The following is a 12743-nucleotide window of genomic DNA, read 5'->3' on the forward strand; positions in this document are numbered from 1 at the left end:
AAACACCTCCTATCTCATTTTATGATGCATATGTAAGAAACATGTTCCAGTACTGATGGTTGGCGCATAGGCTAGAAGGGTATACTGCTAAACAGAGAATCATACATAGGAAAGTGAAGTGATCTTATGACAGCTGAATTAGAGAAAAAAGCGCGGGAGTGGCTCATCGAACGCGGTGTGCAAGTAAAAGATATCGCAGAGCTTGTACATTTTCTGCAAGAAAAATATTATCCTGGCCTTACGATGGACCGGTGTATTTATAATGTAGAACGTGTATTGTCCAAAAGAGAGGTTCAAAACGCCATCCTCACTGGGATCCAGCTTGATGTACTAACGGAACAAGGAAAACTGGAACAGCCGCTTCAAGATAACCTGGCGCGGGATGAAAGCCTGTATGGTATCGACGAAGTGATTGCACTTTCCATCATCAACTTATATGGATCTATAGGATTTACGAATTATGGCTATATCGACAAACAGAAACCTGGTATTTTGGCCAAGCTGAATGACAAAAGCAGCGGGGAATGCCATACCTTTCTGGACGACATTGTAGGGGCAATCGCGGCTGCAGCAGCGAGCAGACTTGCACACAGCCAGAACGATGAAGAAAATATTGATGGGTAACAAGGAGCAGCTTTCTGGCTGCTTCTTTTGTTTATATAAAAACTGTATCCATTCAGTATATTCCCGAATATAGTGTAAACGTCTAGTATACGAGGAGGGAATCTTTTGGAAAATACCACAGCCGGCTATCCGAACCATTTAGCATGGCATGAAACTCTTGAACTGCATGAACTTGTCGCTTCACAAGCTATTGCCTTGATGAAAATGAAACAATTCATTGGGAATATCAACGACGGTGAACTTCGCTCCATTTATGAGCAGACGATCAAAGGTCTGGAGAACAATTTGAATGAACTGCTTCAGTTTTTCCCTTATGCACCCGGACCCAACGAGGTAACAGATACACGACAGGTCAGTCCTGCTTTTTATGCCGGTGATTTGCTTCTTTTCGCCAAGACATCTGTCCGGAATTATGCGATTGCTATCACAGAAACTGCTACACCTGTTCTCCGTGAAACGCTAAGAAAGCAATTACAGCTGGCAATCGATACGCATGCGAAAATCTTTGATTACATGTACAGAAGAGGTCTTTACCCAGCATATAACTTCGAGCGTCTGCTGCAAAATGATATCAGAAATGCCAATAGAGCACTGCAGATGGGTTACTGACATCTTGATATAAGAAATAAGAACTTAATTAATAAGGAGCAGCCTCCAATAGAGGCCGCTCCTTATTTGAATTCCCATTCCGTTAACGTATCAATCGTATATGTTGGTTTGGGGTCTAAAGAAGGAAGCTCTTCCCTTCTTGTGAATCCGGTGCAAACCATCAGTGTATCCATTCCTGCCCGGATACCTGCTGTTATATCTGTCAAATAGTTGTCACCGACCATAAGAACTTGTTCCTTATCCAGATCCAATAGCTTCCTTGCTTGCTCCATCATGATGTTCTCTGGTTTGCCGATAAAAGTCGGTTCAATACCAGTGCTGACAGAAATGACAGCTGTCATCGCACCGTTTCCCGGCATTAAGCCAGCATCTGTAGGCAGGGCTCGATCACTGTTTGTGGAGAGGAACTTGGCTCCTGCCCGTACAAGCAGACAAGCCTTTGCCAGCTTCTCATATGTGATCGATGTATCAAGACCAATAACAACAAAATCACAATCTTCTTCTGCTAAGGTGATCTCTTCTTTCGCCAAGGCATCAAACAGCCCTTCCTCGCCGATGGCAAATACCCGGGCAGCTGGATTGTGCTCACGGATGTATGCTGCGGTCGCCATGCTCGTCGTGAACACATCTTCCGGTTCTGCTGCGATATCCATTTGACGGAGCTTAGCAGCTACTTGCTCCTGTGTGCGCGTGGAATTGTTCGTTACGAAAAGATGCTTTTTACCAGCCGCCTTTAGTCTCTGAATGAATCCTGGCGCGGCTTCGATCCGCTCCTTACCGAGGTACATCGTTCCATCTAAATCAATCAGATATCCATCATAAGCTTTCATCTTGGCTGCCCCTTGAAAAAGCGGAAGCTGTCCGCGTCTCGTCCACCAGATATGCTCTTACCCACTCTATATATTGTCCAAGCAAATCGTGATGCTTCTCCATCGTATCCGAAAGTCTTTGGTGATTCACCTGCTGATATTCAGCAGTGAGCATTTTACGCAGCGCAATCACTTCTTTAAAGGCTGGTGCAGTGTCTTCGGCTATCACCTTTTCATCTGCAAGGATATCGATGATATCATCATAACTTCCCGGATCACGCATAATGAATCCATCAATTACACTGTTGCCAGTATCCAGTATACCTTCAATCAAGAGCTGCGCCCGCCGTTCAGCAGCCAGCTTATCTGTCAGCCCTGAAGAATGAGATACCTCAGCTGCCAGCAGTTCTTCCATATATGTAAGGATTGCTTCTATCTTTCGTTTATCCACAAAGTACATCGTATTTGCCCCTCTCTTGCGCGTTTACTTTGCCGGAACTTTTTTCACGACAAAGTATGCACAGCCAAAATTGCAATACTCATACAAATAATCTTCCAAAGTGCTGATTTTCGTATCGAAGGTGGCCTTTGGGTTGTCGTCATCAAAAAAACCTTTCAGACGAAGCTGCTCATATCCCCAGTCACCGACAATGTAATCATATTTCGTCAGGATTTCGCTGTAGCGGTTTTGGAATGCCTGTTCCTGAAAGGCTCCCTTTACATCCTGCACCACTTCATAGTGCTTGCCCTGTACTGTTGTTTTCACCATCTATCGACTCCCCTATCTTGTTTCTAGTGTAGCATATTTCTTTTATATTTTCGCATACCTTCCTCTCAACTATTGATCGGGACTCATGAATTTCTGATCTCTGTACAAACTAACAGTAAACGTATAAGGAAAGGTGAGCAGCACATGAAAAAGATGCACATTGCCATGCTGCTAATCCTCCTGCTAAGCAGTTTCCCGTTCTCCGTCTATGCAAAAGGAGAAGAAAACGTGGATAAAGCAAAACAGGATCGCATGGCGCTTTACAAAAAAACAGCAGCTGCCACAGGTCTTCCTTGGTATTATTTAGCTGCAATCGACCAGTACGAGCATAATCTTCCGTCACAAGCCAAAGAAAAGAAACTGATCGCAATCGAAATCCCGGAAGAAAAATGGTTCGGGGCTGCTGCACACGGACAGCAGGCCGACGAAGCTTCTATCTTATGGTTTCAAGGATTAGGACGTGATGGAGATGGAGACAAGCAAGCCGATCCGGACAATCCAGAAGATGTACTCTTTACGATGGCTTCATTTATCCAGCGGGTCGGGACAACGAAGAACGATATCAAAATCGCCCTTTGGCATTATTATGAGCGCGATCTCACCGTACAGACGATCATGAATACTGCCAAGCTATATGAGAAATTCGGAACAATCGAACTGGATAAACGCTCCTTCCCGCTTCCTCTCCATCATAATTACAGTTACCGCAACACGTGGGGAGATGCAAGAGGATTTGGAGGCAGGCGAATTCATGAAGGTACGGACATATTCGCTAACTACGGAGTCCCGGTATATGCGACTACGTATGGCGTCATTGAATTGAAAGGCTGGAATTTGTATGGAGGCTGGCGTATCGGTCTTCGTGACAGCAATAATATCTACCATTACTATGCCCATTTAAACGGATTCGAAAAAGGCGTTTCCGTCGGGAATGTTGTCAAACCAGGAGATGTGATCGGATATGTAGGTGCCAGCGGCTATGGACCACCTGGAACATCCGGCAAATTTCCGCCCCACTTGCATTACGGCATGTATAAGGACAACGGGCGCTCGGAGTTTTCCTTTGACCCTTATCCTTATCTACGGATATGGGAACAAAAATCCAAACAGCAAAAAAAGGAAGGCTGAATTTATTCGCCTTCCTTTTGCATTGGGATGGAGAAAGATGGAGATGAACCGGACTCTCCTCCATTATTATAGAATTCCGGCACTTGCCCTTGAATTACCGTACTTCCCAACAGAACATCCTGCGTGACGGTTGTCGTCTTCGTGGAAAATGGAATGATGATTCGGACATTCGCTTTGATTTCGACCATGAAGACGAACATTGCGTTATTTATACCGTATTCTTCCACCTTTACATCAACACCGGATTCTACATAACCGATCATTTCGAATTTCACCGGGATCCGAGGACCAAGATTCGCAAGCAAAGCATTATTGGTTGCTTGACCGAGCGGTATCTCGACAAGTGTCGGATCTTCCTCCAATTTCTCCTGAATAACATCCGCCGCTGCTTCCTCAGCCAGCTGTTCCTCGCTGACTGCCGGCATTTCGCCATCCTCCATCAGCCGCAAATAGTTTTGGACGCGAAAGGTAACTTTCCGCAGCACTTCGTTCACTGTCGCTGCATCCCAGCTGGCATGTGTCACATTTCCGTTAGTATCTTTCTCTACTTGCACAAATGCGTTCAAGTCCAAATCCGCTTCCTTCTCTGCCTGTACAGCCTGATTTATCGCCTGTTTGGCAAACTGCTCTGTCTTTGTTTCAGCAATTGCCATAAGCGTCGGCTCCAGGCCCCTATTCACAAGCCAAAGGCTTAAACTAGTAAATAGCAGGAATAGCAGCAAGGTCATCAGGAGTACATGACGAAAGGAAGGTGATGCTTTAGTAGCTCTGCGCTGCCATGGACGCATGGAAAAAACCCCCTCGAATCAAACATATGCTTGACCAAGGGGGCTTAGAATAAGCTAGTTCATCTCAGCAGATGTCGAACAAGCTACAACTGTTATATTCAAATGTTCATACAAGTCTACCTCATACGGTTCAGGTTCTGTACCATCCGCTTCCTGAAGAATACGGATAATTGGTCTCGTATTTATATCTTCATTTTGACGAATCACGATACCCGTTCTTCCATCACTAAGACGGACAGTCAGACCAGTAGGGTAGATTGCCACGCTTCGCTTGAATGCCTCGACCATCTCCATATCGAACTGATCCCCCGCGCCCGCAAACAGTATTTCCAGACCTTCATGCGGCAGCATGGCATCCCGGTATACTCGGTTGCTTGTCACGGCATCGAAGACATCGGCAATGCCAATGATTTTCGCATACAAATGTATATCGGATCCGCTGATGCCTCGCGGATAGCCGGAGCCATTCATCCGTTCATGATGCTGGTATGCGCAATGCGCGACTACCAGAGGGATATTATTCATCTTGCGCAAATAATGGAAACCCTTTGTTGTATGTTCCTTAATCTGCTCGAATTCAGAGTCAGTTAATTTGCCGGTTTTCTGCAGTACTTCCTGCGGAACGAACATCTTGCCTACATCATGGAGGATTGCTCCGAAACCAATCTCCTCCACAACGGAAACCGGAAGCTTCATTTCATTGGCGATGGCCATCGCATACAATGCTACATTGACTGAATGAGAGAAAATGTAATCATCATATATGAGCATATCGGAAAGAATCGTCAGTGTCTGACGCTTTGGCCGCAGGTTACTGACCATCTCCTGGATGGAATGCGTAATTTTATCCGTCATCTTTTCAGTCAAATAACGTCCATTGTCACTCTTTTTGATTTCCTGAAAACTCTTATGGATAACCTGCATTGCCTTTAGCCGTTTTTCATTGGAAGTGGAGAAGTAAAGCTCGATGTCCTGCAGCCTGTCGTCTCGGATATAGACGTAGGTATATCGCAGCTCTCTTAAGCGATCGATAATATTTACTGTCAACTCCACATCCCGCTGGATGAGAATACTGCCTTTATCATTATATACGGGTTGAGCGAGCTTACTGCCGGGCTTTACCGATTTTGTCGAAACTAGTCTCATTGACGTACCCCTTATCTTCTCCGACATTCCATTCTGATAAAATAGTACCAGAAAATCGGAAAACAATCTAGATTGACGAGGCAAGCTTCGACAATTTTTTTAAGACAGTAGAAGTAATGCTTCTTTACCTATGATCCCAGGTTTCCAGCCATACGCTGCTGATGCTTCAGTCACCTTCTCAAGTGGTGCTGCCAGCAGCTGCTCGATCGTTTTAACTCCGACCGCCCTGCCTGATATAATATTGCGATCTGCCAGCTTTTCATTCAGCAAATCTACGTCCAATGCACCGCACATAATATAGCCGACATCATTCGACACAACGAGCAAGGTTGTTTTCGGCAATACGACGGTCACAGCGGTAAAAGGCTTGCCATCTAGAAATAAAGGTTCTACAGTCATCAATTTAAAAACACCTCCGTTATATCCTATGTAGGAGAAACGGAGGTGTTTGCTCATTTTTCTATTTCCTGAAATGCTTCCAAAAGTAAATCACGGAGCATCTCCGGCATGAAATATGTCTTGCCTTCTGCTTGCTTTATATTGGGCAGCAAGCTGCCGAAAGTAAAGGTATCCGCCATTGCGGTTAAATAAAGCTTGGCAGGATCAAGCGGCTTACCGTGTATCTTTATGTTTACAGCCACTGGTATTGCTTCTGTTCCTGTAATGTCGAACGTCAGTCCGCTGTAAATCATCTTTCCGATGACCTTCCCACGGAAGCCGAATCCTTTAAGAGGGAATGAAACAAAATCAGGCTGCAATGCAGCATTTACGATTTGCTCCAATGCTTCTCCAGTTAATGGAACTGTTGCCGGATTGATAGGATGTGGGCAGATCCGGTGAATATCCATATAAGAAACCGCCCCTGCCGGAAAGCTTTCCAGCAGCACCCCTGCGTTCAGAAAAGCAAGATCTGCCTTCGTCCATCTGCGCAGATAATCCGTCAACAGATCCATTGCACGAGAATCTTCATAAGGAGCACAAGGCATCGGATCTGGCAGAACGACGGCAGGTCGATGCATTGCTTTTGCTGCATTTTCCGAATAAACAGCAACATGCTCCGCTGTTTCTGCGTCATCCTTCAAATCTGCCACAGGAATAGCCCTGGCTCGCTTGTCGATAATACATCCCTGTTCTGTGTCCCAAATGATCTCCACTTCTCCGAAATGAAAGCCCTGCTTGCCTGCAGTCGTAATCAGACATTGGTTCACATATTCTCCTTCATGAAGCAAATGATGCGTATGCCCGCCGACAATCACATCGATTTCCGGAAAAGCAGAAGCTATGTCCCTGTCTGCATAAATTCCGAGGTGGGAAAGCAAAACAACCACATCGCAAGAAGAGCGAAGCGGGGCAATTTCACGCTTCAGAACTTCCATCGGGTCCTGGACGTTCCAGCCGATTAGATTATAGAAATCCGGAAACGGCGCTGTCAGTCCGATCATACCTACTTTTACACCGCCAGCTGTTTCGACCACCCAGGACGACTCCATCCAGCTCGGATCCCTCTCGGACTGTGAATGAAGGTTTGCGACTGCAACACGGAATTCCGCTTCATCGTACAAATGATAAAGGTCACCATAATCTAGTGTGATTCCTTCATTATTGCCGATTGTTGCGAAATCATAGCCTGCTTCGTTCAGCAGGCTGATATTCGCCTTGCCTCGGAATGCTTCTGCAATCGGACGTGAGCGATCGACATGATCGCCGATATCAATCAGCCAGCACGTCTCGCCCGCTTCCTTCAGCTTTTGTTTATTTTCCTTCAGATAGCCGACAATCTTCGGCCAGTTCTCGAAATAGCTATGCAAATCATTTGTGTAGTTGATAGTCAGCTTTTCCTGCATCCTTCTCTACTCCTTTATGACGACAAACCGTCCCAAATCAAACGGACAGCAACTAATACGAGCATGATACGCAATATCCAAACGACAGTATTTCCTTTCAGCATCTGGTTAATCCTCGCACCGAGGAACCCACCAATAATCGCACCTGGAATAAAGGCCCATACAACGTTCCATTCCACATGTCCAAGTGAAATATGCATAACGGTACTGACGATACTGAGGAAAAATACCATTAGCATACTTGTGGCAACAGCAACATGTGCTGGAAAACCGAACATAAGGATCATGGCAGGCACCATGAAACTTCCCCCGCCAATTCCGAACATACCAGAAAGCAGTCCGACGAACAAAGACAGCACAAATGCCGCCATGAATCGGAAGCTATATGTATAAGTGGTCCCGTCAATCTCTTTTGTAACGATGATTCCTTTTGGATTAATCACTTCACGTTCCTTACGTTTTACGAAGAACATAAAGAAAACAAGCAGTACAAGTATGCCAAAGTATAACGAAAAACCATCACCCGAGATAAAACGATTCAGGAATGAACCAAGAATAGCTCCTGGCAATCCTCCTGCCAGGAAAATGAGTCCGCTTTTGTAATCAACCCGTCCGCTTTTCATATATGTCAGCGTAGAAGTCAGGCCAGTAAAGATCATAAAGATGACAGACACACCAACGATTGCTTGTGGTGTAGCCCAGCTGAATTCATCCCAGAAGTTGCTCAAGATCAGCAGCGACGGTACGAGGATGATTCCTCCTCCCAAACCTACCAAACTGCCAAGCGCGGCTGCAAGGAGCCCTATTAGTAAACTTACGGCAAAAACCATGTGTATCCCTTCCATCTTTTCAACTGTAATAAAAAAGTATGACTGCATACAGCAGTCATACCATTATAACAGAAATCATTTGTATTTGACCGACCCGCCGTTCACCGGGAATTCTGCTCCAGTGACATAGGTCGCTTTGTCAGAAGCCAAGAAGACAATCACATTGGCAATCTCCTCAGGCTTGCCTATCTCCCCGCGAGGGATCTGACGGACTTCCTTCGCGAAGTAGCTGACTGCTTCCTCGCCTTCTTTATCGAACATATCGCTTAGCATATCGACCATGCCGCCCGGTTTGTTCCACATCGTTGTTCGTGTCGGACCAGGGGATACGACATTCACTCGAATCTCTCCGCCAAATTCATCAGACAAGGCTTGAGTCAAATTCAGGATAGCTGCTTTACTGCCGCTATAATCAATTGCAAACGAATCAGGTACATGGCCGCTCTCTGACGCAACATTGATGATGCTTGCACCCGGCTGTTTCTTCAGTTCTGGAATGGCTGCTTTCGTTAATGCTACTACAGCAAATAAATTCGTTTCGAAAGTCTCTCGCCAAATATCCAATGTTACATCCATGAAACTATCTTTATAGGTAGCAATCCCCGCAACATTCGCTAGGATATCCAGCTTTCCGAAATGAGAAACAGCCGCCTCGACCACTTTGTCAGCAGCTCCTTCATCTGTCAGATCCAGCTCCAGTGGCAGAAAGGAAGAACGATCTGCAATATCCTGCACATCATTCAACGTTAAGCTGACACCGACAACCTTTGCTCCCTCATTCAGGAAGGCTTTCACTGTCTCCAATCCGATACCGTCATTGGCCCCAGTCACGATTGCTACTTTGCCATCTAAATTGTAACTCATGGACTTCATCTCCTTCGTTTCTTCACATAAAGGAAATGTTCCCAGAGGTTGTTACTGTCAAACATTATACCTCTCGCTTTACTAAGCACAGTTTGCCATATAATTTTATGTGTTCTTTCCCTTGAACTGCTTCAGTGTCGCTACTATAAGAAAGCTGACAATTACTAATAATAGCCATGAGCTCACCTTGCCTAAATGAACAAGGCTCCATGCTTCCGTTTGGTTCGGATATTCCCAAGCTCCAAAGAACGTAGCAATATTTTCGGCTATCCAAATAAAAAAGCCGATAAGTACAAAAGAAAGCGCAAGCGGCATACGGTAACGAATACCACCAACCTCGTAAGTAACCCATGCTCGCCAAAAGACGAGGAGTACCAGTCCAGATAGGATCCATCGAATATCAATCCAGAAATGATGCAGAAAGAAATTCAAGTAAATCGCAGCTGTAAGAGGAACGACAATAAGATACGGCGGCCACTTCACGAGATCGACTTTTAACCTTCTCCATGCTTGGCAAAGGTAACTCGCAACACTTGCGTACATGAAGCCGCTATACAAAGGAACGCCGAAGATTTTGAAATAGCCTTCTTCTGGATAAGACCAGGAACCCATATGTACCTTGAATAGCTCAAGCGCAAGACCAATAAAGTGGAACACCGTAATCACCTTTAGTTCATCCCGTGTTTCAAGTCCTGAACGCAGCATCAGCCACTGCATCAAAAGGCAGATGATAAGCAGCCAGTCATATCGCGGCAGAAACGGGAGCGGAATAACTTGAGTCAAAGCTAAAGAAGCAAAGATAACGACAGGAAACAAACAGGATAAAGCCTGCTCCCACCCAAAACGAACAAGCTGCGTCAATGCTCCCAGCATTCTCGATGCTAACGTTCTCTTTTGGAATGCGGGTAGTTCCTGTCCTGCATAGTAAGTTATGTTTCGATTTCTATACATAGCCATATCCCTCCGGTACTTTCTTCGGCTTGCCACATGGCTGCTAATTCGTTATTCTTCATCACTTCGGTATTCCAGGATATCTCCAGGCTGACAATCCAAAGCCTTGCAAATAGCATCTAGCGTTGATACTCGTATCGCCTTTGCTTTTCCGTTTTTCAAAATGGACAGATTCGCCATTGTAATTCCGACCTTCTCTGAAAGTTCTGTAACACTCATTTTTCTTTTAGCGAGCATTACATCAATATTTATAATTATCGCCATGTTGTTCACCTCAGACCGTTAAGTCATTTTCTGATTTAATATCAATGGCATTTTTCAGCAGTTTTTGCAGGACAGCAGCAAAAATTGCAACTACCAACGGCGCGAAGATAAGCGCCATTCCTACCAAAATAAGTCCTGGAGCATCGTCTCTCTCGGCAACGACATAAATTAGCGGCAGAAGTATTACGTAAACAATACTTATAGTTATAGCGCAGAGTTTAATATTCTTTAATGCCTTGACAGACAAATCGGAAAAAGCTACATTTTTGTCAATATAACCAAGCAGGCGAAAAGACTGATAAAGAGCTAGGAAATATGCCAATGCTGTTACATACAATCCAACCAAAGCAGGATATTTTAAAAATTCCACTTCCGGATAATAATCTGCCGAACCAAAAGCTATATTTGGAATCGCAAAAATACATAATGCAAGAACCGGCAAAGCCATTAGAAAGACAGCTAGCTTTAAGAAGAGTGTTTCTCGTTTCATTATAAGCACCTCTCTTGATTTTCTTAATTACGATCTTAATATATTATTTATCGTTTTACAATAAATAATTATTCAAAAACGAAAATTATATGTTGAATCTAATAAATGATACTCTTATCTTCTCGAAGAATCAATTTTACACAACAAAAAAAGACGAACTCCAAGAGTTCGTCTTTTTCATATTAATAGGAAAGCTATTAACCGATGGAACCTTCCATTTCGAATTTGATCAGACGGTTCATTTCAACGGCATATTCCATTGGAAGTTCTTTCGTGAATGGCTCGATGAAGCCCATTACGATCATTTCAGTTGCTTCTTCTTGAGAGATACCACGGCTCATCAAGTAGAACAATTGCTCTTCGGATACTTTGGAAACTTTCGCTTCGTGCTCCAAAGAGATGTTCTCGTTGAAGATCTCGTTGTAAGGAATCGTATCGGAAGTGGATTTGTTATCCAGGATCAGCGTATCACACTCGATGTTGGAGCGAGCGCCGTCTGCTTTCTTACCGAAGTGAACGATTCCGCGATACGTTACTTTACCACCTTGTTTAGAGATGGATTTAGAAACGATCGTAGAAGAAGTATTTGGTGCCAAGTGAAGCATTTTCGCACCAGCATCCTGATGCTGTCCTTTACCTGCAAGTGCGATGGACAATGTCATACCGCGTGCGCCTTCCCCTTTAAGGATGACAGCTGGGTATTTCATTGTAAGCTTGGAACCGATGTTACCATCGATCCATTCCATCGTACCGTTAGCATCTACTGTCGCGCGTTTTGTAACCAGGTTATAGACGTTGTTCGCCCAGTTCTGGATTGTTGTATAACGGCAGTAAGCATCTTTTGCAACGAAGATCTCAACTACTGCACTGTGCAGGGAGTTCGTTGTGTATACAGGAGCTGTACAGCCCTCTACGTAATGTACAGAAGCACCTTCATCAACGATGATTAGTGTACGCTCGAACTGACCCATGTTTTCAGAGTTGATTCGGAAATATGCTTGCAGCGGAGTATCAGTCTTAACGCCCTTCGGTACATAGATGAAGGAACCGCCGGACCATACTGCCGAGTTCAAAGCTGCGAATTTATTATCGGAAGGCGGAATAAGCTTACCGAAGTATTCGCGGAACAAGTCTTCATTTTCTTTAAGGGCAGTATCTGTATCCTTGAAGATGATACCCATTTCTTCTAGGTCTTCTTTTAGGTTATGGTAAACAACCTCGGATTCGTACTGTGCCGAAACACCAGCAAGGTATTTCTGTTCAGCTTCCGGAATACCTAGCTTATCGAATGTGTTCTTGATTTCTTCCGGTACCTCATCCCAAGAACGCTCAGAACGCTCAGATGGTTTCACGTAGTAAGTGATTTCATCGAAGTCAAGCTCAGCAAGGTCTCCACCCCACTGCGGCATTGGTTTCTTATAGAATTGCTCCAAGGATTTAAGACGGAAGTCCAGCATCCATTGTGGTTCTTCTTTCAATTTAGAGATTTCTTCAACGATTCTAGGTGTAAGGCCTTTTTCCGTACGGAAAATGGATACATCACGATCACTGAAGCCATACCGGTAATCTCCAATTTCAGGCGCTTTTTTAGCCATGGTAAAACCTCCTTATAGGATTACATCTATTT

Annotated in this window: 16 protein-coding genes; 3 read left to right on the plus strand and 13 right to left on the minus strand. The window is 44.6% G+C overall.

The genetic code is table 11. The features are described 5' to 3' along the window. Nucleotides 1-126 precede the first annotated feature (126 nt). Both CHH91_RS15340 and CHH91_RS15345 read left to right on the plus strand, forming a co-directional pair. Complete coding sequence (locus tag CHH91_RS15340; protein ID WP_095224326.1) at nucleotides 127-624, plus strand: phosphatidylglycerophosphatase A family protein; 498 nt, start codon at nucleotides 127-129, stop codon at nucleotides 622-624. A 105-nt stretch (nucleotides 625-729) separates the two neighbouring features. Then, nucleotides 730-1233, plus strand: a complete 504-nt coding sequence (locus CHH91_RS15345) for a spore coat protein (RefSeq protein WP_286160803.1) — start codon at nucleotides 730-732, stop codon at nucleotides 1231-1233. A 62-nt stretch (nucleotides 1234-1295) separates the two neighbouring features. Here CHH91_RS15345 and CHH91_RS15350 read toward each other — a convergent pair whose 3' ends face one another. The 3 genes from CHH91_RS15350 to CHH91_RS15360 are packed head-to-tail and all read right to left on the minus strand — an operon-like array spanning nucleotide 1296 to nucleotide 2811. Further along, nucleotides 1296-2063, minus strand: coding sequence for a TIGR01457 family HAD-type hydrolase (locus CHH91_RS15350; RefSeq protein WP_095224327.1), 768 nt, complete (start codon nucleotides 2061-2063; stop codon nucleotides 1296-1298). Further along, nucleotides 2050-2502 (minus strand): DUF86 domain-containing protein, encoded by a 453-nt coding sequence (locus CHH91_RS15355; RefSeq protein ID WP_095224328.1) that lies wholly within the window; start codon nucleotides 2500-2502, stop codon nucleotides 2050-2052. The genes CHH91_RS15350 and CHH91_RS15355 overlap by 14 nt, the downstream gene beginning before the upstream one ends. Nucleotides 2503-2526: 24 nt before the next feature. Beyond that, entirely contained in the window at nucleotides 2527-2811 is a 285-nt protein-coding gene (locus tag CHH91_RS15360; protein WP_095224329.1) for a YutD family protein, read from the minus strand. Nucleotides 2812-2955: 144 nt separating this feature from the next. On the opposite strand from CHH91_RS15360, the gene CHH91_RS15365 reads away from it, so the two are divergent. After that, nucleotides 2956-3939 (plus strand): M23 family metallopeptidase, encoded by a 984-nt coding sequence (locus CHH91_RS15365; protein ID WP_095224330.1) that lies wholly within the window; start codon nucleotides 2956-2958, stop codon nucleotides 3937-3939. A gap of 2 nt (nucleotides 3940-3941) precedes the next feature. On the opposite strand, the gene yunB is transcribed toward CHH91_RS15365, so the two are convergent. The 10 genes from yunB to sufB form a co-directional block, all read right to left on the minus strand. Continuing rightward, entirely contained in the window at nucleotides 3942-4727 is a 786-nt protein-coding gene (yunB, locus tag CHH91_RS15370) for a sporulation protein YunB (protein WP_095224331.1), read from the minus strand. 54 nt (nucleotides 4728-4781) lie between these two features. Beyond that, complete coding sequence (locus CHH91_RS15375) at nucleotides 4782-5873, minus strand: HD-GYP domain-containing protein (protein ID WP_095224332.1); 1092 nt, start codon at nucleotides 5871-5873, stop codon at nucleotides 4782-4784. 99 nt (nucleotides 5874-5972) lie between these two features. Continuing rightward, nucleotides 5973-6275 carry a YunC family protein gene (locus CHH91_RS15380; RefSeq protein WP_095224444.1) on the minus strand — a complete coding sequence of 101 codons (303 nt, stop codon included), beginning with the start codon at nucleotides 6273-6275 and terminating at the stop codon, nucleotides 5973-5975. 50 nt (nucleotides 6276-6325) lie between these two features. Further along, nucleotides 6326-7717 carry a bifunctional metallophosphatase/5'-nucleotidase gene (locus CHH91_RS15385; protein WP_095224333.1) on the minus strand — a complete coding sequence of 464 codons (1392 nt, stop codon included), beginning with the start codon at nucleotides 7715-7717 and terminating at the stop codon, nucleotides 6326-6328. A 14-nt stretch (nucleotides 7718-7731) separates the two neighbouring features. Beyond that, nucleotides 7732-8547, minus strand: a complete 816-nt coding sequence (locus CHH91_RS15390) for a sulfite exporter TauE/SafE family protein (RefSeq protein WP_095224334.1) — start codon at nucleotides 8545-8547, stop codon at nucleotides 7732-7734. Nucleotides 8548-8622: 75 nt separating this feature from the next. Beyond that, complete coding sequence (locus CHH91_RS15395) at nucleotides 8623-9411, minus strand: SDR family NAD(P)-dependent oxidoreductase (protein WP_095224335.1); 789 nt, start codon at nucleotides 9409-9411, stop codon at nucleotides 8623-8625. Between the two features lie 105 nt (nucleotides 9412-9516). Further along, entirely contained in the window at nucleotides 9517-10281 is a 765-nt protein-coding gene (locus CHH91_RS15400) for a DUF817 domain-containing protein (protein ID WP_095224445.1), read from the minus strand. Between the two features lie 132 nt (nucleotides 10282-10413). Then, on the minus strand, nucleotides 10414-10626 hold the full coding sequence (locus CHH91_RS15405; protein WP_038564903.1) for a helix-turn-helix domain-containing protein: 213 nt from the start codon (nucleotides 10624-10626) through the stop codon (nucleotides 10414-10416). A gap of 10 nt (nucleotides 10627-10636) precedes the next feature. Further along, complete coding sequence (locus tag CHH91_RS15410) at nucleotides 10637-11119, minus strand: DUF2975 domain-containing protein (RefSeq protein ID WP_411260282.1); 483 nt, start codon at nucleotides 11117-11119, stop codon at nucleotides 10637-10639. A gap of 194 nt (nucleotides 11120-11313) precedes the next feature. Further along, entirely contained in the window at nucleotides 11314-12711 is a 1398-nt protein-coding gene (sufB, locus tag CHH91_RS15415) for a Fe-S cluster assembly protein SufB (RefSeq protein WP_095224337.1), read from the minus strand. Nucleotides 12712-12743 lie beyond the last annotated feature (32 nt).

This window comes from Virgibacillus sp. 7505, assembly GCF_002272135.1.
Taxonomy (GTDB): Bacteria; Bacillota; Bacilli; order Bacillales; family Amphibacillaceae; genus Terribacillus.

Bases quoted from the DNA above. Each gene is read 5' to 3' on its own strand.
- CHH91_RS15355 (WP_095224328.1), bottom strand. From the start codon at position 2,502: ATGTACTTTGTGGATAAACGAAAGATAGAAGCAATCCTTACATATATG.
- CHH91_RS15395 (WP_095224335.1), bottom strand. From the start codon at position 9,411: ATGAGTTACAATTTAGATGGCAAAGTAGCAATCGTGACTGGGGCCAAT.
- CHH91_RS15350 (WP_095224327.1), bottom strand. From the start codon at position 2,063: ATGAAAGCTTATGATGGATATCTGATTGATTTAGATGGAACGATGTAC.
- yunB (WP_095224331.1), bottom strand. From the start codon at position 4,727: ATGCGTCCATGGCAGCGCAGAGCTACTAAAGCATCACCTTCCTTTCGT.
- CHH91_RS15390 (WP_095224334.1), bottom strand. From the start codon at position 8,547: ATGGTTTTTGCCGTAAGTTTACTAATAGGGCTCCTTGCAGCCGCGCTT.
- CHH91_RS15340 (WP_095224326.1), top strand. From the start codon at position 127: ATGACAGCTGAATTAGAGAAAAAAGCGCGGGAGTGGCTCATCGAACGC.
- CHH91_RS15360 (WP_095224329.1), bottom strand. From the start codon at position 2,811: ATGGTGAAAACAACAGTACAGGGCAAGCACTATGAAGTGGTGCAGGAT.
- CHH91_RS15375 (WP_095224332.1), bottom strand. From the start codon at position 5,873: ATGAGACTAGTTTCGACAAAATCGGTAAAGCCCGGCAGTAAGCTCGCT.
- sufB (WP_095224337.1), bottom strand. From the start codon at position 12,711: ATGGCTAAAAAAGCGCCTGAAATTGGAGATTACCGGTATGGCTTCAGT.
- CHH91_RS15365 (WP_095224330.1), top strand. From the start codon at position 2,956: ATGAAAAAGATGCACATTGCCATGCTGCTAATCCTCCTGCTAAGCAGT.
- CHH91_RS15385 (WP_095224333.1), bottom strand. From the start codon at position 7,717: ATGCAGGAAAAGCTGACTATCAACTACACAAATGATTTGCATAGCTAT.
- CHH91_RS15405 (WP_038564903.1), bottom strand. From the start codon at position 10,626: ATGGCGATAATTATAAATATTGATGTAATGCTCGCTAAAAGAAAAATG.